Origin of the sequence: Bradyrhizobium sp. ISRA464 (assembly GCF_029910095.1) — a bacterium.
Classification (GTDB): Bacteria; Pseudomonadota; Alphaproteobacteria; order Rhizobiales; family Xanthobacteraceae; genus Bradyrhizobium.
This window is the reverse complement of sequence record NZ_CP094526.1, coordinates 1-19,995: the sequence shown is the minus strand read 5'-3', so window position 1 is coordinate 19,995 and position 19,995 is coordinate 1. Positions and strand designations below refer to the sequence as shown.

Sequence of the window (19,995 nt, the reverse complement as noted above, 5' to 3'; positions counted from 1 at the left end):
ATGACGAGCGGAGTTAGACCTTCAGCTCGCTCCCCGTCACGCGCCTGTAAGCTTCGAGATAGCGCTTGCTGGTGGCGTCGACCACGCTGGCGGGCAGCGGCGGTGCGGGCGCATCGCCGTTCCAGCGGCCGGCCTTGCGCTCGGCGTCGAGATAGTCGCGCAGCGGCTGCTTGTCGAAGCTCGGTTGCGGCTGGCCAGGCTTGTAGGCGTCGACCGCCCAGAAGCGCGAAGAATCCGGCGTCATCACCTCGTCGATCAGGATGATGCGGCCGTCCTTGTCGCGGCCGAACTCGAATTTGGTATCGGCGATGATGATGCCGCGGGCGCGGCTGGTTGTCTCGCCATAGGCGTAGACGTCGCGCGCCATCTTCTCCAGTGTCGCCGCAACATCGAGGCCTACGATCTCGCGCACCTTCGCCACCGTGATGTTCTCGTCATGGCCGGCCTCGGCCTTGGTCGCCGGGCTGAAGATCGCGGGCTCGAGCTTCTCACTCTCCACCAGGCCCGCGGGCAGCTTCTCGCCGGCGAGCGTGCCATGCGCGGCGTATTCCTTCCAGGCCGAGCCGGAGATGTAGCCGCGGATCACGCATTCGACCGGAAACACGGTCGTGCGCTTGCACAGCATCGCGCGGCCGAGGATGTCGGCGCGATGGTCCTTCAGCGCGGGCACCGCGCGGATGATCTCGTCGGCGTCGGCGCTGATCATGTGATGCGGCACGGTGCCTTCGAGCTGCCGGAACCACCAGGCGCTGATCTGGGTCAGCACCGCGCCCTTCATCGGGATGGTCTCCGCCATCACCACGTCGAAGGCCGAGATGCGGTCAGTGGTCAGCAGCAGCACGCGGTCGTCGCCGACAGCATAGATATCGCGCACCTTGCCGCGGCCGATCCGGGGCAGGGGCAAATCGCTTGATAGCATCGCGGTCATGGGCATGGCCTCTCGGGCGTGGTCTTGCGAAAGCAGCACGCCCGCGCTCGACGCGCGGGCGGCAAGGATGACCTCAGAAGATAGCTCACTCCGGCAGCGGAATGAACTCGTGTTCCTGCGGAACCGGCGCGAAACGCCCGGTTTTCCAGTCCTGTTTGGCCTGCTCGATCCGCTCCTTCGAGGACGAAACGAAATTCCACCAGATGTGGCGCGGCCCTTCCAGCGCGTCGCCGCCCAGAAACATCATGCGGGTCGGTTGTACCGTCTTCACGGTAATGCGGTCGCCGGGCCGGAAGATCAGAAGCCGCGGGCCCTCATAGCGCTCGTTTGCGATCTCGACCTCGCCGTCGACGAGGTAGATCGCGCGTTCCTCATGGTCGGGGTCGAGCGGCACGGATGTGCCGACCTTCGCCGTCACCTCGGTGTAGAACCACGGCGAGACCATGCTGACCGGCGAGGCGATGCCGAACGCCGAGCCGGCGATCACGCGCGCGGTGAAGTCGCGCTCCGAGATCATCGGCAGGTCGCCGGCCGCATAATGCTGGAATGACGGCGCGATCTCCTCTTGGCCAGCCGGCAGCGCGATCCAGCTCTGCAGCCCCAGCATCTTCTGGCCGTCGCGGCGCTGCACGTCCGGGGTGCGCTCGGAATGCGCAATGCCGCGGCCCGCAGTCATCAGGTTCATCGCGCCGGGTTGGATCTCCTGGACATTGCCCTCGCTGTCGCGATGCATGATGCTGCCGTCGAACAGATAGGTGACCGTGGCGAGCCCGATATGCGGATGCGGGCGCACGTCCATGCCCTTGCCGGCGAGGTACTGCACCGGCCCGAAATGATCGAAGAAGATGAAGGGCCCGACCATCTGCCGCTTGCCGTGCGGCAGCGCGCGGCGCACGGCGAAGCCGTCGCCGAGGTCGCGGGTGCGCGGCACGATGACGAGATCCAGCGCGTCGCAGGTCTTGGGATCACCGAGCACAGGGTCGAGGTCGGGAAGCCAGCTCATGGAAAAACTCCTTCTCTGGTGCGGCGATCGTAACAGGATTTGATCGCCGCGTCGCGCCGATCGCGGCGCGGTCACGATGGTCTATTTGCTGATCTCGTGCGATATCGGCGAGAGCAATCTTGGAAACTGGGGTGAGCGATGGTTTCTCTGTTCAAGCCCGGTGCGAAGCTGCTGCAGGTCGATGGTCCCGTGATCGAGACCGCGCGCCTGATCCTGCGGCCGTGGCGTGCGTCCGACATCGCGGCGAATACGCGGATGCTGTCCGATTCCGAGACGGCGCGCTTCATCACGCCGAACCACAAGCCGGTGACGTCGGAAACCAATGGCTGGCGTAACGCGGCCGTGATTGCCGGGCACTGGGCGCTGCACGGCTTCGGCATGTTCGCGGTCGAGGAGAAAGCCTCCACCAGCTACATCGGCCGTGTCGGTCCTTATTACCCGCCGGGCTGGCCCGGCTTCGAGGTCGGCTGGGGCATCGCAAAGGAGTATCGCGGCCAGGGCTATGCCGTGGAAGCGACGCGTGCCGCGATCGACTGGGTGTTCGCCAGTTTCACGATCGACCGCATCATCCATTGCATCGATCCGGTCAACGTGGCCTCGCAGGCCGTGGCGCGGCGGCTGGGCGCCGTGAACGAGGGACCGGGCGAACTCGAAGGCGATGTCGTCGACATCTGGGTGACGACGCGCGGACGCTGGCGCCGCGATCCGGCTTGAAAAACCCCGGCTGACCGACGATTGTTCGGCTCATCCTTGGAGATCACCTCGACCAATGACGTTGGCCGTATTTGAGCTTTGCCTGCGTAGCGCCACGGTGGCGCTGCTGCTGGTGCTTGCGGCCTCGCTGGTCTCGGATTTCCGGAACGTCGTTGCCGGGCGGCTCGCGGTTGCCTTCGCGCTCGGCTCGGCCGCGCATGCGGTGACCTATTCGATCGGCACTGCGCCGGTCTCGGCCTGGCACGCGCCGCTGATCGCGTTTTCGACCGACAACATCGTGGTGTTCTGGCTGCTCACCCGCGCACTGTTCGATGACGCGTTTGTGTTGCGTCCCCGGCACGGCCTGATCTGGGCGGCGGTCACGGCGTTCAGCCTGGCCAACTGCCTCTGGATCGCACCTGGTGGCCACGCGCGACTGGCGATCGTCGCGGTCAATCTCATCGTGCTTGCCTTCATCGCGCTGGCGGTCGCGCAAACGATCTCGTCGTGGTCGGTGGACCTGGTCGAGCGGCGGCGCCGCGTCCGCGTCTTCATCGTTGCGTCCGCGTCGCTCTATGGCGGGCTGAACGCGCTGTTGCAGATCGCGATCGCCGGTAGCGGTGCTGCAGTGGAATGGGCCAACGCGATCAACGCCGCCGTGCTGGCGGGCATCGTGGCGGCGATCGCCTGGGCGATGATGCGCGTTGATGGTGCCGATCTGTTTGCCGTACCGGTGGAGGCGGTCACGGCCAACGCGCCCGCCGCCGCCGCGGAGAACGCGGCCGACCAGAAGCTGGTCGACGCCCTGATACGGCTGATGGCGGACGAGCGCATCTACCGCCAGGACAACATCACGATCGGCACGCTGGCGAACCGGCTGAAGATTCCGGAGTATCGCCTGCGGCGCCTGATCAACCAGCGGCTCGGCTACCGCAACTTCAACGTCTTCCTCAATAACCACCGCATCGAGGAGGCCAAGGCCGCGCTCGCCGATCCGGCGCAGGCCGAAGTCCCCGTCATCACCATCGCCATGGACGCCGGCTTCCAGTCGCTCGGCCCCTTCAACCGCGCCTTCAAGGCGACCACCGGCGTGACGCCGACGGAGTACCGGCGGCTGAAAGCGAGTATGGTGTGATGTGGACCTCTTCTCCCTCTCCCGCTTGCTTGGGAGGGCCGGGGTGGGGGTGTCTCCACGACTAAGAGCCTTCGTTGGGAGAGAGCCCCCACCCGAATCGCATCTTTCGATGCGATCCGACCTCCCCCGCAAGCGGGAGAGGTGGAGCGAGTGCGCGGCAATTTCCATTGAAATCATTGAGTAATTTCAGAATCGGCCAGCCGTCCCAAACTTCCGGCCAGCCCGATTTCCAAATCCGGCGAGCGCGTCTGAGCCCAGTCCTGCCTGATCCCCGCCACGCGCTCATTGCGTCATGCCGGAGGATCACCGTGACCCGTCGAAAGCTGCTGCTGACCCTTGCCGCCACCACCGCGCTCGGTGTGCTGGTCCTCTCCGCCGCGCGCGCCCGCGACGTGCCGGATGTCGCGACCGGGTTTGTTGCCAACATCCTCTGTTCCGAAACCTTCGTGAGCGGGCTCGAGCCGGCGCGAATTTTCTCCGAGACCACGGAGGCGATGCCGGGGTCGAGCCTGGTCACCTGGGCGATGGACTACCGGGTCGACCGCGCCGGCAAGGACGTCACCGTGACGCTATTCGGCTTCGGCCGCAGTCATGCGGTCTACCGCGAAGGGCTCGGCTGCACCCTCGATCATGGCGATGCGTTCGCCGACGGCCCGCTGCCGCCGGCGGCGCCGCAAGCCGCATCGCTGCCCGAGATCGCCGCGTCTGCGGTCGTGGCGCCGCAGACCCCGCAACTCGCCGCCGCACTCGACCGCGCCTTCGCCGAGCCCGCAGCGCCGCCGTTCCGCCACACCCGCGCTGTTGTCGTGATGAAGGACGGCCGCATCGTCGCGGAGCGCTACGCCGACGGCATCGGCATCGACACGCCGCTGCTCGGCTTCTCCGCGACCAAGTCGGTGACTTCAGCGCTGATCGGGATTCTCGTCCGTGACGGCAAGCTGACGCTCGATCAGCCGGTCCCGATCGCGGCCTGGCAAAGTCCGGATGATCCCCGGCATGCGATCACGCTCGATCAGTTGTTGCGCCACACTGCGGGGCTCGCGCTCGGCAGCTCGCTGCAGGCCTCGCTGGCGTCTGCGCTCGAGCCGGTCAACCGGATGAAGTTCATGGAATCGGACATGGCCCGTTATGCCGAGAGCATTCCGCTCGCGAGCGCGCCGGGTCGGGTCTGGAATTATCACGACGGCAATTTCATCATTCTCTCGCATCTGATCCGCAACGCCGCCGGCGGTCACGCAGCCGATGTCCTGCGCTTTGCGCGTCGCGAGCTGTTCGTCCCGCTCGGCATGCGCAACGTGACGCTCGAATTCGATGCCGCGGGAACGCCGGAAGGATCGAGCCAGATGCTCGCCAGCGCGCGTGACTGGGCGCGTTTCGGCCAGATCTATCTCAACGACGGCATGGCGGGCGGCAAGCGCATCCTGCCCGAAGGCTGGGTGACATACTCCGCGACACCGACGCCGAATGCATGGGTTGGTTATGGCGCCGGCTTCTGGACCGATCACGGCGACAGTTTTGGCGCCAGCTATCGCGTCGCGCACGGCTGGCCGCGCGACGCCTTCTTCGCCAAGGGCACCATCGGGCAATATGTGATCATCGTGCCGTCCGAGCGCCTCGTCATCGTTCGCCTCGGTCGCTCGCCGAATGCACCGCCAGAGGCGGACGGCGTGTTCGACCTCGTTCGCGACGTCGTCGCGGCAAACACAGGCAAGGCGAAGCTCGCGGGAGGCAATTGAGCTTGGCGAGCTGGCGGCGTAACTCTCCCTCAGTCATTCCGGGGCTCGCGAAGCGAGAACCCGGAATCTCGAGATTCTCAGGTGCGCAAGTGCGCACCATAGTTCGACGCTGCTGCATCGCCCCGGAATGACGTCGGCATGCGACAAATTAACCCGACGGGCAAATTTCCGCTTCGCGATTCACCCAACTCAGCGGTCTAATGCGCGCGTCTCACCCACTTGAGGGGCGCTGCGCGATCGTCACGAGTGCGGGGTCGAGATGCGGTGGACGCCGAGCGTGTGACTGACGAGCACGTGCAAGGCGGACGGTGAAGTCGTGTGGTCCTGACGCCCCAGTGGCAGGTGTCTCTTCGCAAGACGCGGCAAGCGTCTTCGCGAAGACGGTGACAAAAAAGCCAAGTCTCGCCGGGGAGAGCACGTAGTAATACCAATGGCCCTAAGGATTGACTGTTGCCCAAGTGCGGCTTGTGATTGAGGCGATGCGATCTGGATCATTTGCGAAGAAGTTCCAGGCTTCGCAGGTCTTGGCGACGATATCGTCGTAGTCGTCGAAGACGGTGATGGCGAGCTTGTTGGCGCGCAGGTACTGCCAGACGTTTTCAATCGGATTGAGCTCGGGCGCATAAGGCGGCAGCTGTAACAGAGTGATATTTTCCGGAGCTCGGACGGTGCCGGCACTGTGATAGCCGGCGCCGTCGAAGACGAGAACGGCATGTGCGTCGGGTGCAACTTTGCGGCTGATTGCCTCCAAATGCAGTGACATCGCCTCTGCATTTGCCGTCGGCATGACAAGACCCGCGGCGACGCCACGTTGAGGACAGGCGGCACCGAAGAGATAAGCCCAATCGTAACGTCGATCGCGCGGCGCGCGAGGCCGTGAGCCACGCTTGGCCCACACGCGTGTCAGCGTGCCCTGCTGGCCGATCCGCGCCTCGTCCTGGAACCAGATTTCGATCGGCTTGCCTTGGGCGTGAGCGGGGAGCGTTGTCGTGAGGGTCGTAGCAAAGTTTTTTTGAACGCTTCCTGAGCCGCTTCATCGGCTTGCGGATGGCGCGGCCGCACCGAGAGCCGGCGGTACCCGAGCTTGGCCAGAACCTTGCCGACCGAACGTTCGTGCAGTTTGACGCCAAACCGCCGCTCAAGCGCGTCGCGCAAATCCACCCGCCGCCAACGTACGACCCCATGCTGCTCAGGATCGGGACCGGCCTCGACCAACGCGGCCAATTCGGCCTGCTGCTCTGTCGTCAGCCGCGACCGCGGTCCCGTCGGTTTGCGCGACCGCAGTCCCGCCAAGCCTTCGGCGTTATAACGATGCACCCAGTCCCGCAGGGTCTGACGATCCATCCCGCAACTTTCGGCTGCCTTCTTGCGGTCCGCGCCCTCCAGCACAAGCGCAAGCGCCAATATCCGCCGCGCTACCGTACTATTCTTCTCTCTGCGCGCCGCCTTCCGAAGCTCGCCCGCGGTCAAATCAAGCCGCGTAATCGCTACCGCTGCCCCCATCGATATTGCTCCTGTCTACGCAGCAACATCGATTCAGAAACTCACTGATTTGGGAATCCCAAATGTGAGTCAAATCCGGGGGCCGTTGGTATAAGCCGTAACCCATCGCGCAGGGAAAGCCGGGATTGATCCGGTTTCACCTGTGGTCCTACCTCCCGTGCTTTTTTCACTGCACGGGACCCATGGGTGCGATCGGCACCCGGCTTTCCCTGCGCCCTCTGATTTCAGAGCGGCGAAGACTGACGAAAACCTCGGACGCAACGCGCCGCGAGAATGCGAACGCACATCCTCTCCGTTGTCATGCCCCGCGCAGGCGGGGCACCCAGTACGCCGCGGCCTCTCGGCTCGAGCACCGGCGTCTCTGGAATACTGGATCACCCGCATTCGCGGGTGATGACGCCGCGCGGTTTGACATCTTCAACCAAGGGCCTGCTCCGGTGTCGTTCCGACCTTCGCCCTAGCAGCGGATGTGTTACTGCCGCCCGAGCTGCGTCGCCTTCTCCACGCGGTCGAACCGCTCCAGTGTCAGGATCGCGTCCGCGAGTTGTTCGGCGCGCTTGTCGAGCACCGGGCGGGCCAGCGTCAGGAACTTCTGCTGCATCGCCTGCGCGTCGGGGAACGAGGTCGGCTCACCGGACGGATCGGCGTAGAGGCGCTCATGGGTGCCGTCGTCGGTGGTGATCGAGACGCGGGCGCCGAACGGGTGGGTGCGGCCGATCTCGAGGCGGTCGTCCTGCACCACGTCGAACTTGTCGGCGAGCGCGTCGATCGCCTTGTCGCCGAGCCGGTCATAGTCGTCCCAGCCGAAGCTGCCCTGGTCGAGCGCAATGGCGCCGGTGAAGAACATCGAGAACTGGCCGCCGACGATCGAGGTCGGGTGCCGCTTGGTGGCGGCGTCGCCGGTCAGGGTGATGCCGTTGCGGTGCAGGCCGATCTCGACCTTCCTGATCTGGTCTGGTGTCAGATTGTGCTCGCGCCGCATCGCGATCAGCGCGTCGATCGCGGCATGGGTGTAGCGGCAGCTCGGATAGGGCTTCACGCCGATCTTCATGGTCTCGTAGCTGCTGCCGAGGCCGGCGACCGCCTTGTCCGGATGCGCGTCGTCGCTGTAGCCGACCAGGAGGCCGTGCTTGCCCTCGACCGAGTCGGTCGAGCCGACGAAGTCGTTGCGGCCGAGCGTAGCGGCGATCACGCCGTTCATCGCGGCGGCCCCGACCTGGTAGCGCTTGTTCCAGGCGCCGTTGACCAGGAACTGGAGCGAGCCCGCGGCCTGGCTGCCGGACACGCCGAATGCCGAGACGATCTGCTCTTTCGACAGGCCGAACAGCTTGGAGGCCGCCGCGGCGGCGCCATAGGTGCCGGCGGTCGCGGTCGGGTGGAAGCCGCGGGCGTAATGCGATGTCGGGTCGAGTGCGTTGCCGAGCCGGCAGCACACCTCATAGCCCGCGACGATCGCGGTCAGCACGTCGCGGCCGGAGGCGCCGACCATCTCGCCGACCGCAAACGCAGCGGGCACCACCGGCGCGCTCGGATGCAGCGAGGAATCGGCATGGGTGTCGTCGAAGTCGAGCGAATGGCCGAGCGCGCCGTTGAGCAATGCCGCGACCGCCGGGGTCCAGGTTTTGGTGTCGCCGAACACGGTGGCCTCGCCCTTGCCGTCCAGCGCCAGCGCTTCCAGCATCTTCATCAGCGACGGCGTCGATTCCGCATCGCGGCGGGCGCGGATGGTGCTGCCCAGGAGATCCAGCGTCAGCACCTTGGCGCGCTCCAGCACCTCCGGGGGGATGTCGGAATATTTCAGGTCGGCGACATAGGCGGCGAGCGTTGCGGTTTCGTGGGCCATCGTGTTTCCTCAATCTTGCGGTGCAGGGTAGGCGGGGCTGACAGGCCTTTCAAGCCGCCGTGCCGCCACGGGCAGCAGCCATGCTGGAAGTCACTTAACACGAACGTTGGCATTGATTCCGGATCGCGGTGCATGAGGGCCTTCGCAAAACGCATGTTCGACCGGCTTTCGGCCCGCAAGACGCAGTTGGCGCTGGCGGTCCGGATCGCGGCCTCAGGGGTGGCGGCCTATGCCATCGCGGTCGCGCTGCATCTGATGCTGCCGCTGTGGGCGGTGCTGACCTCGCTGATCGTCACCCAGATGAGCGTCGGCCGCTCGCTGAAGGCAACCCGCGACTACATGCTCGGCACCATCGGCGGCGCCATCTATGGCGGCGCGATCGCGGTGCTGATCCCGCATTCCGGTGAAGGCAGCCTGCTGGCGCTGCTGGTGCTGGCGATCGTGCCGCTCGCCTTCATCGCCTCGCTCAATCCCAGCCTGAACTCGGCGACGGTGACAGCCGTGATCGTGCTGCTACTGCCGACGATGCATCAGTCCAATCCGCTGGACTCCGCGATCGACCGCGTCCTGGAGGTCACGGTCGGGGCGCTGACCGGGCTCGCGATCTCGTTCCTGGTGCTGCCGTCGCGCGCGGTCAGCCAGATCCGGGTCAATGCGTCGAAGCTGCTGGAACTGCTCTCGGCGGCGTTCGCCGAACTGCTCGCCGGCCTGACGCGCGGTCTCGACAACGACGCGTTACACCGGATTCAGGATGGCATCGGTATCGCGGTGACCAATCTGCAGGCGACCGGCCTGGAGGCCGAGCGCGAGCGCTCCATGCATCTGTCGTCGGGGCCGGACACCGGGCCGCTGCTGCGGACGATCCAGCGGCTGCGGCATGACGTCGTGATGATCGGGCGCGCCAGCGTCGTGCCGCTGCCGGCGGAAATCCAGGCGCGGCTGGCGCGGCCATTGTCGGATGTGAGCAACGCGATCGTCACCTACATGAAGGCGGTCGCGACCTCCTTACGCGCCGGCCGCGGATCTGCCGACATGGCGCCGGTCGAGGCGGCGCTTCAGGCCTACAGCGCCGAGGTCGCCGCGCTGCGCAAGGACGGCATGATCCGCGGCCTGCCGGTCGACGCCGCGGAGCGGTTTTTTGCGCTCGGCTTCTCGCTCGAACAGATGCGGCAGAACCTGACCGACCTCAAACGCTGTCATGGCAATTGGTGCGCAAGCGAGGACACCCAGGAGAAAATCGCGCAATGACCTCGGGTCATGCTTTGCACCGCGAGCGGATAGACCGGCCACAGGTTCACCGCGACGTCGTAGTCGGCGACCATCTTCAGCGTCTTCGGCAGCGCCAGATAGCTGTAGGGGCTGCGGAACGAGAAGAGATCGACCGACAAGGTCACGCGCTAGTCTCTTTGGCCAGTTTGTGTGCCAGCAGGCGGAAGCGCAAGATCAGGAGGGTCGCATAAACAGCGGTCCCGAGCGACAGCCCGATCCAGACACCGGCTGCGCCGAGCGTTGTCCAGAACGCGAGGGCGTAGGCCGACGCGAATCCGACCAGCCAGTAGCTGATGGTGGCGAACAGGAGCGGCAGCTGGGTGTCGTTCATGCCGCGCAGCGCGCCGGCGGTGGTGGTCTGGACCCCGTCGGCAATGAAGAAGGTCGCGCCGATCAGAAGCAGCATCGCGGTGAGCTGGGCGGTGGTGTCGGTGGCCTCGCCGAGGAAGATCGTCGCGATCTCGAAGCGCGCCAGGATCACCGCCAGCGTCATGATGCTCATGAAGGTGCCGCTGAGCGCGACCGCGACATAGCCGGCGCGCCGCAATCCGTCCGGGTCATGGCGGCCGACCGCGTGGCCGACCCGCACCGTTGCCGCCATGCCGACGCCGAACGGCACCATGAACAGGATCGCGGCGATCTGTAACGCGATCTGGTGCGCCGCAAGCGCGGTGGTGCTGATCAGGCCCATCAAGAGGCCGGCGGCGCCGAACATGCCGTACTCCAGCAAGAACGACAGCGAGATCGGCGTGCCGATTGCCACCAGCTTGCCCGTCAGCGGCCAGTCGATCCGCCAGATGCGGCTGAAGACGTAGTATTTTCGGAACGGGCGGCGACGCGCGGCAAACCACACGCCGGCGAGGAACATGCCGAGGTTGACGGTGGTCGTGGCCAGTCCGGCGCCGAACAGGCCGAATTCGGGCATGCCCCATTTGCCGTAGAGCAGCAGATAGACCAGCAGCGCGTTGGCCGGGATCGCGGCCAACGTGATCCACAACACCGGCTCCGGCCGGTTCACCGCGCTCATGAAGCCGCGGAGTGCGATGAACCACAGCGCTGGCAGGATGCCCCAGGCGAGCCCGAACAGATATTGCTGGGCCAGATGTGCGGCCGCGGGCCCCTGGCCGAGCGCGAGCAGGATGCTTTCGCCGTGGAACGGCAGGGCCATCAGCGGCAGCGCCATGAACAGCGCCGCCCACAGGCCGACGCGCAGCGCGCGCCGCATCAGATGCGGGTCACGCGCCCCGAACGCCTGCGCCGCCAAGGGGGACACGGCCGAGACCAGCCCCATGCCGAAGGTGAAGCTGACGAAGAACACGGTGTGCGCCAGCGCGGCGGCTGCCACGGCGTCGCTGCCCAGACGTCCGATGAAGGCGAGATCGGTCGACATCATCGCGATCTGGCCAAGCTGCGTCAGCGCAAGCGGCACCGCCAGCTTCAGCGTTTCCGAGAACTCGGCCGCAAGCTGATTGCGAGAGACGGCAACGGCCGCGTGCGGCGCGGCCGGTTCGATCTTGTCGATGCAGGTCATGGTGGAACGCTTAGCACGGCAAGCGGGCCAAAAGGATGGCCAAGCTGCCGCAGGAGGTCACGTTCGCGCTGGAATCCGCTTGATCCTGGCGCCGAGCGCGTTCAGCCGCTCCTCGATCCGCTCGTAGCCGCGCTCGATCTGTACGGCGTTGTTGATGGTCGATGTCCCTTCGGCGCAGACAGCGGCGAGCAGCATGGCCATGCCGGCGCGGATGTCGGGCGAGGTGATCGGCGCGCCGCGCAGCCGGCTCGGGCCGGCGACAATCGCGCGATGCGGGTCGCACAGCACGATCCGCCCACCCATCGCGATCAGCATGTCGATGAAGAACATCCGGGATTCGAACATCTTCTCGTGCATCAGGACGACGCCGTCGCACTGCGTCGCGGTGACGATCGCGATCGACATCAGGTCCGCCGGGAAGGCCGGCCAGGGCTGGTCCTCGAGCTTCGGCACATGGCCGCCGAAATCGTCCTTGATCTTCATGGTCTGGCCGGACGGCACGATGAGGTCGTCGCCCTCGACGCCGCAGACGATGCCGAGCCGCTCGAAGCCCATCCGGATCGAGCGCAGGTGCTCGACGCCGGCGCGCGCGATGCGCAGCGGCGATCGCGTCACCGCGGCGAGCCCGATCAGCGATCCCACCTCGATGTGGTCGGGCTGGATCGCATAGGTCGCGCCGCCCAGCGTCGCCGGCCCGTGCACGATGATGGTGTTGGTGCCGATGCCCTCGATCTTGGCGCCAAGCGCGACCAGGAAATGCGCGAGGTCCTGCACGTGGGGCTCGGAGGCCGCGTTGCGCAGATAGGTGGTGCCGCGGGCAGCCACGGCGGCCACCAGCGCGTTTTCCGTGGCGGTGACGCTGGGCTCGTCGAGGAACACATCGGCGCCCTTCAGGCGCGAGGCGCGGAACTCGAGCCGGTGCGTCGCGGTGACGGTGGCGCCGAGCTGCTCGAAGGCGAGGAAATGCGTGTCGAGGCGGCGACGGCCGATCACGTCGCCGCCAGGCGGCGGCAGCGCCACCTCGCCGCAGCGGGCGAGCAGGGGGCCCGCGAGCAGGATCGAGGCGCGAATGCGCGCGCACAGCCCCGGATCGAGGTCGGCCGCGCGGATCTCCCGGGCGTGAATCTGGAGCGTATTGCGCTCGGTCCATTCGGCGGCGGCGCCGACCGAGCGGCACAGCTCGACCAGCGTCTCGGTGTCGCGGATGCGCGGGACGTTGGTCAGCGTGACCGGGTGCTCGGTCAAGAGCGCCGCGGCAATGATCGGCAGTGCGGAATTCTTGTTGCCGGACGGCTCGATGGTGCCGGAGAGCCGGCGGCCGCCCTCTACAATGTATTGAATCGGCGGCACGCGGAAACAGGCCCCTCAGATGTCGATGTTGGCGCTCAGCGAGTTGTCCTGGATGAACTCGCGGCGCGGTTCTACCACGTCGCCCATCAGTTTGGTGAAGATATCGTCGGCCTCGTCGACCTCCTTGACCTTCACCTGCAGCAGCGAGCGCGCCTCGGTGTCGAGCGTGGTTTCCCAGAGCTGCTCCGGGTTCATTTCGCCAAGACCTTTATAGCGCTGCAGCGTCACGCCCTTGCGGGCGGCGTCGGTCACGGCCTCGAACAGGTCGACCGGGCCGTGGATGGCCTGCTCTGCATCCTTGCGTCGGAGCTTGCCCGCCCGCACATAAACCTCTTGCAGCTTCGTGGCGTATTCGTCGAGCTTCCGTGCATCTGCCGAACCGAGAAACGCGTCGTCGATGATCGCCACTTCCTTGACGCCGCGTATGGTGCGCTCGAATTGGAAACCCTGGCCTTCGATGAAGTCGCCGATCCAGCCGCGCTCGACTTCCTCAGCCAATGCGTCCAGCCGCTTGGCGATGTAGTCAGCGGCCGATTTGGCGGTCTCGATGTCGCTGGTGATCCTGGGATTCAGCACGCCTGCAATTGCGGCCTGCTCGATCACCGCGCGATTGTATCGGCTGTGCAGATTGCGCAGCACGGAGCGGATGATGCGGGCGTCTTCAATCAGCGACAACAGGTCGCGGCCAGAGCGGTCGTCACCGGAGGCCGGCTTGAACACGCATTCGTCGAGCCCGGTCGAGATCAGATAATCCTCAAGCGCACGCTCGTCCTTCAGGTATTGCTCGGACTTGCCGCGCGTCACCTTGTAGAGCGGCGGCTGGGCGATATAGAGGTAGCCGCCGTCGATGATGTCGCGCATCTGCCGGTAGAAGAAGGTCAACAGCAATGTGCGGATATGGGCGCCGTCGACGTCGGCGTCGGTCATCACGATGATCTTGTGATAGCGCAGCTTGTCGAGCGAGAAATCGTCGCTGATGCCGGTGCCGAGCGCGGTGATCAGCGTGCCGATCTGCTCGGAGGACAGCATCTTGTCGGGGCGGACGCGCTCCACATTGAGGATCTTGCCGCGCAGCGGCAGCACCGCCTGGAACTCGCGATTGCGGCCCTGCTTGGCGCTGCCGCCGGCCGAGTCGCCCTCGACGATGAACAGTTCGGATTTCGCCGGATCCTTCTCCTGGCAGTCGGCGAGCTTGCCGGGCAGCGAGGAGACGCTGAGCGGGCTCTTGCGGGTCAATTCGCGCGCCTTGCGCGCGGCCTCACGGGCCGCGGCGGCCTGGATCACCTTGCCGACGATCACCTTGGCCTCGGTGGGATGTTCCTCGAACCAGGCGGCGAGCGCCTCGTTCAGGACGTTCTCGACCACCGGCCGCACCTCCGAGGACACCAGCTTGTCCTTGGTCTGCGACGAGAATTTCGGATCGGGCACTTTCACCGACAGCACGGCGGTGAGGCCTTCGCGGCAATCGTCGCCGGTCAGTGCGATCTTTTCCTTCTTCGCGTTGGCGTCGGCATAGCCGTTGACCTGGCGCGTCAGCGCGCCGCGGAAGCCGGCCAGATGGGTGCCGCCGTCGCGCTGCGGGATGTTGTTGGTGAAGCACAGCACGTTCTCGTGGTAGCTGTCGTTCCACCACAGCGCGGCTTCGACGCCGATGCCGTTGGCTTCCGAACGCACCATGATCGGCGCCGGGACGATCGCCTTCTTGTTGCGGTCGAGATATTTGACGAATTCCTCGACGCCGCCGGAATAGTGCATCTCCTCGCGCTTCTCGACCGCATGGCGCATGTCGGAGAGCACGATGTTGACGCCGGAATTCAGGAAAGCGAGCTCGCGCAGGCGGTGCTCGAGCGTCGCGAAATCATATTCGATGTTCTTGAAGGTCTCGACCGAGGCGAGGAAGGTGACCTCGGTGCCGCGCTTGCCCGGGCTCTCGCCGACCACACGCAGCGGCGCGACGGCATCGCCGTGCGCGAATTCGATGTAGTGCTCCTTGTCGTCGCGCCAGATGCGCAGCCCCAGCTTGCTGGACAGCGCGTTGACGACGGAGACGCCGACGCCGTGCAGACCGCCGGAGACCTTGTAGGAGTTCTGGTCGAATTTGCCGCCGGCATGGAGCTGGGTCATGATGACCTCGGCCGCCGAGACGCCTTCGCCTTTGTGGATGTCGACCGGAATGCCGCGGCCGTCGTCACGCACGGTGACGGAGTTGTCGGCATTGAGGACGACCTCGACGCGGCTCGCATAGCCCGCCAGCGCCTCGTCGATCGCGTTGTCGACGACTTCGTAGACCATGTGATGCAGGCCGGAACCGTCGTCGGTGTCGCCGATATACATGCCGGGCCGCTTGCGCACGGCATCGAGCCCCTTCAGCACCCGGATCGATTCCGCGCCGTATTCGACCGGAATGGGATGCTCAGATTCGGCAGGGGTCTGCCGGGCAGGTTCTGTCATGTGAGGCCTTCGAGGAATGTCCCGAATCAGCGCGCAATATGGGGCGCTGATTACGCTATTTGTGCCATGAAAGAAGCATTGCGCCTAGCGCAAAGTCTCTAGCCGCAAGTTACTGAATAGATGGGATTTTTTGACCCTCTTTCAAGCCCGTTGCGAGCCGATTCCGGAGGCTCGGAAAAGCCCGATTCGGAGGCAGATTTCGGCACGTTACGGAGAGCGATTCCGGGCCTCAGCCACGGCGGGTGGCGCGGCCGGACTCGACGTCGAAGATCTCGCCGGTCGGGCCGACGATGTCGACGAAGGCGGCGGGATCGGCGCCGGTCATCCAGACCTGCGCGCCAAGCTTGGCGAGCTCGTCAAACAGCGCCTTGCGCCGGTTGGGATCGAGATGTGCGACGACCTCGTCGAGCAGGAGCAGCGGCACGATGCCGGTCATCTCCGCGACCATCGTCGCGTGCGCCAGCACCAGTCCGATCAGGAGCGCCTTCTGCTCTCCGGTCGAGGCGTCGCGCGCCGGCATGTTCTTGGGCGCGTAGACCACCTGCAGGTCGGTCAGATGCGGGCCGTCGAGCGTGCGTCCGGCGGCGGCATCGCGCGGACGGCTGGCGCGCAGCATCTCGCGGTAGCGGTCCTCCACGGCGGTCGCGGGCTCCTGCAGCAGCGCATTCTCCATCCAGCCGTCGAGCGCGATCTCGGCGGAGGGAAAGGCCGACGCCGCCCCGCGCTCGCGCAGCATCGCCGCGAGCTTCGCTGCGGCCTGGCCGCGCGATGCGGCAACCGCGACCGCAAGTTCCGCGGTCTCGCGTTCGATCGCATCACACCAATGGTCGTCGTAATTGCGCACCTCGAGCAGCCGGTTGCGCGAGCGCAACGAGCGCTCCAGCGCCGAGACGCGGCCGGAGTGCTCGGAATCGATCGCGAGCACCAGGCGGTCGAAGAAGCGCCGCCGTTCGGACGCCGCGCCCATGAAGAGGCCGTCCATCGCCGGCGTCAGCCACACGATGCGCAGATGATCGCCGAAAGCAGTCGCGGAGCTTACCGGCTCGCGATCGATCCGGCAGCGCCGGCTGGCGGAGCTGGCGTCGCCGCTCGGCGCATCGATGCCGGTGCCGAGTGTCGCGAGCCCCAGCGCGCCTTCGACCTCCGCCGACACCGCCCAGGAGCCGTCGCCCTGGTTGTCGGCGATGTCCTCCAGCGTGGCGCGGCGCAGGCCGCGGCCCGGCGACAGGAACGAGATCGCCTCCAGGCAATTGGTCTTGCCGGCGCCGTTCGGCCCGACCAGCACCACCATGTCGCCCCGCGCGGACAGCGTCGCCGCCCGATAATTGCGGAATTGCGTCAGCGACAGGCGATGAATGCGGGACGGGGTCATGGTTCCTTGTCATTGCCGGCTTGACCCGGCAATCCATCGTCCGCGTCAGCGGACAATTTCATCATATAGATCGCGCCACTCGGGATTGCTTGCGACGATCAGATCAATCTTCCACTCGCGGGACCAATGCTTGATGTTCTTCTCGCGCTGAAGCGCTGCGGCGATCGTCTCGTGCGCTTCGAAGTAGACGAGCGTTTTGACGCCGTACTTCCTGGTAAAGTCCTCTGCTAGACCTTCGCGATGTTCGTAGACGCGCCGGATCAGATCGTTGGTCACGCCGACATAAAGGGTTCCACCGGGCTTGCTCGCGAGGATGTACACCCAATAGGTCATCTTGTGTGATGGATGGCCGGGTCAAGCCCCGTCAAGCCCGGCCATGACGAGAGAGGAATCACACCCGCATCGGCATCAGCACGTAGAGCGCGCCTTTGTTGTCGCGGTCCTGCACCAGCGTCGGCGAGCCGGGGTCGGCGAGCTTCAGCACCGCCACCTCGCCCTCGATCTGGGCGGCGATGTCGAGCAGATAGCGCGAGTTGAAGCCGATATCGAGCGCGTCGGAGGCGTATTCAACCTCGAGCTCTTCGGTCGCGCTGCCGGAGTCCGGGTTGGTGACGGAGAGCACCAGCTTGCCGGAGGAGAGCGAGAGCTTCACCGCGCGGCCGCGCTCGCTGGAGATGGTCGAGACGCGGTCGACGGCGGCCTCGAAATCCTTCTTGTCGACGACGAGTTCCTTGTCGTTGTTCTGCGGAATGACGCGGCCGTAATCCGGGAAGGTGCCGTCGATCAGCTTCGAGGTCAGCACCACATTGCCGAGCGTGAAGCGGATCTTGCCCTGCGACAGCTCGATCGAGATCTCGGCCTCGCCGTCCTCGATCAGCCGCTGCACTTCGCCGACGGTCTTGCGCGGCACGATCACGCCGGGCATGCCGGCGGCGCCCTTGGGCTGCGGGAGGTCGATTTGCGCCAGGCGGTGGCCGTCGGTCGCGACACCCCGCAGGGTCGCGGCCTTGGCGCTGCCGGCCGAGTGCAGATAGATGCCGTTGAGGTAGTAGCGGGTCTCCTCGGTCGAGATCGCAAACTGCGTGCGGTCGATCAGGCGCTTGACGTCGGAGGCCGGCAGCGAGAACGAATGCGTCATGTCGCCGGCAGCGAGATCGGGGAAATCGCTCTCGGGCAGCGTCTGCAGCGTGAAGCGCGAGCGGCCGGCGCGCACCGCCAGCACCGAGCGGTCGCCGTCGGCTTCCAGCACGATCTGCGAGCCGTCGGGCAGCTTGCGGACGATGTCGTAGAACATGTGCGCCGGCACGGTGGTCGAGCCGGCGGTTCCGGTCTCGGCGGCCAGCGTCTCCGTCACTTCGAGGTCGAGGTCGGTCGCCTTCAGCGACAATTTGGCGCCCTCGGCGCGGATCAGCACGTTGCCGAGGATCGGGATGGTGTTGCGGCGCTCGACCACGCGATGAACGTGACCCAGCGATTTCAGGAGTTGCGCGCGCTCGACGGTGACCTTCATTGCAATACCCGCCAGATCCCTCAGATGGAAAAGCCGGGCGGCCGTTCACGGCAGCACCACGGCATTGGAAACCCGAAAAGCCGGATCAATGTCGGATTTGATCAAACCCACGGGGGGACCGCAAGGTGGCGCGGATGGCGGGCCGACGCAAGGGAAACGGCGCCCGTTCCCCACGTTTTGGGCCAGAAAAAGCCTCTCCCTCCCGTCGTGAGACGGGAGGGAGAGGCTCGGGAAGCAGCGTTATTCCTGCAGCTGGCGCTTCAGCGATTCGACCTCTTCGGAGAGCGCCGTATCCTTGGCGACCAGTGCCTCAATCTTGCGCACGGCGTGCAGCACCGTGGTGTGGTCGCGGCCGCCGAAGCGCCGGCCGATCTCGGGCAGCGAGCGCAGGGTCAGCGTCTTCGCCAGATACATCGCGACCTGCCGCGGACGCACCACATTGGCGGTGCGGCGGGACGACAGGAGGTCGGACCGGCTCACGTTGTACTGCCGGGCCACCACGCGCTGGATGTCCTCGATCTTGATCCGCTTCGGTTCCTGCGGGCGGATCAGGTCGCGCACCTCCCGCTCGGCCATCTCCAGCGTCACCGGCTGGTTGTTGAGCTTGGAGTGCGCCAGCAGGCGGTTGATCGCGCCTTCGAGATCGCGACCGTTATGGGTGATGGTGCGCGCCAGATAGTCGAGCACCTCGTCCGGCACCTCGAAGCTCGCATGGTGCACGCGGGCCGCGGCGACGCGCGACTTGAGGATGCCGAGACGCAACTCCTCGCCAAGCGAAGCCATCTCGACCACCAGGCCGCCGGCGAGCCGCGAGCGCACGCGGTCGTCAAGGCTTTCCAGATCCGACGGCGGACGGTCGGCCGCGATCACGACCTGGCGGCCGGCATCGATCAGTGCGTTCAGCGTGTGGCAGAACTCGGCCTGGGTCGACTTGCCCTGGAGGAACTGCAGGTCGTCGATCACGAGCACGTCGATGCCGCGCAGCGCCTCCTTGAAGGCCAGCGCCGTCTGCGTCTTCAGCGCGGCGACGAATCCGTACATGAATTTCTCGGCGGTGAGATACAGCACCTTGCGTTCGCTGCCGGAGTTGCCGGCCCAGGTCACCGCCTGCAAGAGATGGGTTTTGCCGAGGCCGACGCCCGCGTGGATGTAGAGCGGGTTGAACATCACGGGATCGCCGCGGCGTCCTTCCGCGACCTGGCGCGCGGCGGCGTGCGCCAGCGTGTTGGAGCGGCCGACGACGAAGCTCGCGAAGGTGAGGCGCGGATCGAGCGGCGAGCCGCCAAGCGCATCATGGCTTGCGGACACCGGCGCGGTCGCAACCGAGCGCAGTTCGGGCGCGGGGCGGCCGTCGGTACGTTCGACGCGGCGCACTTCGACCGGCGCGACGGTTTCCTTCACCGGCGCCACCGCGCGGATCGCGGAACGCACGGTGAGATCGATGCGATGTACCTCGGGCATCTCAGCCTGCCAGCAGGTGAGCACGCGATCGGCGTAGTGCGCCTGGATCCAGCTCTTCAGGAACCGGGTCGGAACCGACAGGTGCACGCTCTCGTCCTGCACGCCTTCCAGATCCATCCGGGCGAACCAGCTCGTATAGACGTCCTCGCCGACACTCGTCCGCAACCGCCCCTTCACCCGCGACCAGCGCTCCTGTTCCGTATTCGTCAT

General features: G+C 66.0%; 15 protein-coding genes and 1 pseudogene. 4 read left to right on the top strand and 12 right to left on the bottom strand.

The features are described from left to right. Positions 1 to 13 precede the first annotated feature (13 nt). Both MTX19_RS00080 and MTX19_RS00075 read right to left on the bottom strand, forming a co-directional pair. Positions 14 to 928, bottom strand: a complete 915-nt coding sequence (locus tag MTX19_RS00080; protein WP_280984647.1) for a phosphoribosylaminoimidazolesuccinocarboxamide synthase — start codon at positions 926 to 928, stop codon at positions 14 to 16. Between the two features lie 85 nt (positions 929 to 1,013). Then, on the bottom strand, positions 1,014 to 1,931 hold the full coding sequence (locus MTX19_RS00075; RefSeq protein WP_280981934.1) for a pirin family protein: 918 nt from the start codon (positions 1,929 to 1,931) through the stop codon (positions 1,014 to 1,016). A gap of 138 nt (positions 1,932 to 2,069) precedes the next feature. Between MTX19_RS00075 and MTX19_RS00070 the strand changes: the two genes are divergently transcribed. From MTX19_RS00070 to MTX19_RS00060, 3 genes are all read left to right on the top strand, one after another. Beyond that, the gene (locus MTX19_RS00070; RefSeq protein ID WP_280981933.1) at positions 2,070 to 2,645 is read left to right on the top strand and encodes a GNAT family N-acetyltransferase; all 576 of its coding nucleotides are present in this window, start codon (positions 2,070 to 2,072) and stop codon (positions 2,643 to 2,645) included. Positions 2,646 to 2,700: 55 nt separating this feature from the next. Beyond that, entirely contained in the window at positions 2,701 to 3,759 is a 1,059-nt protein-coding gene (locus MTX19_RS00065; RefSeq protein ID WP_280981932.1) for a helix-turn-helix domain-containing protein, read from the top strand. A 308-nt stretch (positions 3,760 to 4,067) separates the two neighbouring features. After that, positions 4,068 to 5,495 (top strand): serine hydrolase, encoded by a 1,428-nt coding sequence (locus MTX19_RS00060; RefSeq protein ID WP_280981931.1) that lies wholly within the window; start codon positions 4,068 to 4,070, stop codon positions 5,493 to 5,495. A gap of 436 nt (positions 5,496 to 5,931) precedes the next feature. Here the strand turns inward: MTX19_RS00060 and MTX19_RS00055 are convergent. Together MTX19_RS00055 and MTX19_RS00050 are read right to left on the bottom strand one after the other, a co-directional pair. Continuing rightward, a protein-coding gene (locus MTX19_RS00055) for an IS630 family transposase (RefSeq protein WP_280979624.1) occupies positions 5,932 to 6,998 on the bottom strand; the annotation gives its coding sequence in 2 pieces (ribosomal slippage) (positions 5,932 to 6,512 and positions 6,512 to 6,998; 1,068 coding nt in all). 472 nt (positions 6,999 to 7,470) lie between these two features. Further along, entirely contained in the window at positions 7,471 to 8,841 is a 1,371-nt protein-coding gene (locus MTX19_RS00050) for an MmgE/PrpD family protein (RefSeq protein ID WP_280981930.1), read from the bottom strand. Between the two features lie 132 nt (positions 8,842 to 8,973). On the opposite strand from MTX19_RS00050, the gene MTX19_RS00045 reads away from it, so the two are divergent. Continuing rightward, positions 8,974 to 10,089 carry an FUSC family protein gene (locus tag MTX19_RS00045; RefSeq protein ID WP_280985782.1) on the top strand — a complete coding sequence of 372 codons (1,116 nt, stop codon included), beginning with the start codon at positions 8,974 to 8,976 and terminating at the stop codon, positions 10,087 to 10,089. Between the two features lie 14 nt (positions 10,090 to 10,103). Here MTX19_RS00045 and MTX19_RS00040 read toward each other — a convergent pair. The 8 genes and pseudogenes from MTX19_RS00040 to dnaA all read right to left on the bottom strand — a co-directional run. Continuing rightward, positions 10,104 to 10,235: pseudogene (locus MTX19_RS00040) on the bottom strand (2-hydroxychromene-2-carboxylate isomerase); the annotation flags it as partial. Then, on the bottom strand, positions 10,232 to 11,641 hold the full coding sequence (locus MTX19_RS00035) for an MATE family efflux transporter (protein ID WP_280981929.1): 1,410 nt from the start codon (positions 11,639 to 11,641) through the stop codon (positions 10,232 to 10,234). The gene MTX19_RS00035 and the pseudogene MTX19_RS00040, both read right to left, overlap by 4 nt. Before the next feature lie 57 nt (positions 11,642 to 11,698). After that, positions 11,699 to 12,991 carry a UDP-N-acetylglucosamine 1-carboxyvinyltransferase gene (murA, locus tag MTX19_RS00030; RefSeq protein ID WP_280974610.1) on the bottom strand — a complete coding sequence of 431 codons (1,293 nt, stop codon included), beginning with the start codon at positions 12,989 to 12,991 and terminating at the stop codon, positions 11,699 to 11,701. A 15-nt stretch (positions 12,992 to 13,006) separates the two neighbouring features. Continuing rightward, positions 13,007 to 15,442: a DNA topoisomerase (ATP-hydrolyzing) subunit B gene (gene gyrB / locus MTX19_RS00025; protein ID WP_280981928.1), complete on the bottom strand. Its 2,436-nt coding sequence runs from the start codon at positions 15,440 to 15,442 to the stop codon at positions 13,007 to 13,009. A 229-nt stretch (positions 15,443 to 15,671) separates the two neighbouring features. Beyond that, positions 15,672 to 16,814, bottom strand: a complete 1,143-nt coding sequence (recF, locus tag MTX19_RS00020; protein ID WP_280981927.1) for a DNA replication/repair protein RecF — start codon at positions 16,812 to 16,814, stop codon at positions 15,672 to 15,674. Between the two features lie 45 nt (positions 16,815 to 16,859). Beyond that, positions 16,860 to 17,147: a GIY-YIG nuclease family protein gene (locus MTX19_RS00015; protein WP_280981926.1), complete on the bottom strand. Its 288-nt coding sequence runs from the start codon at positions 17,145 to 17,147 to the stop codon at positions 16,860 to 16,862. 58 nt (positions 17,148 to 17,205) lie between these two features. Next, positions 17,206 to 18,324, bottom strand: coding sequence for a DNA polymerase III subunit beta (dnaN, locus tag MTX19_RS00010; protein WP_280974604.1), 1,119 nt, complete (start codon positions 18,322 to 18,324; stop codon positions 17,206 to 17,208). A 240-nt stretch (positions 18,325 to 18,564) separates the two neighbouring features. Next, positions 18,565 to 19,995 (bottom strand): chromosomal replication initiator protein DnaA, encoded by a 1,431-nt coding sequence (gene dnaA, locus MTX19_RS00005; protein WP_280981925.1) that lies wholly within the window; start codon positions 19,993 to 19,995, stop codon positions 18,565 to 18,567.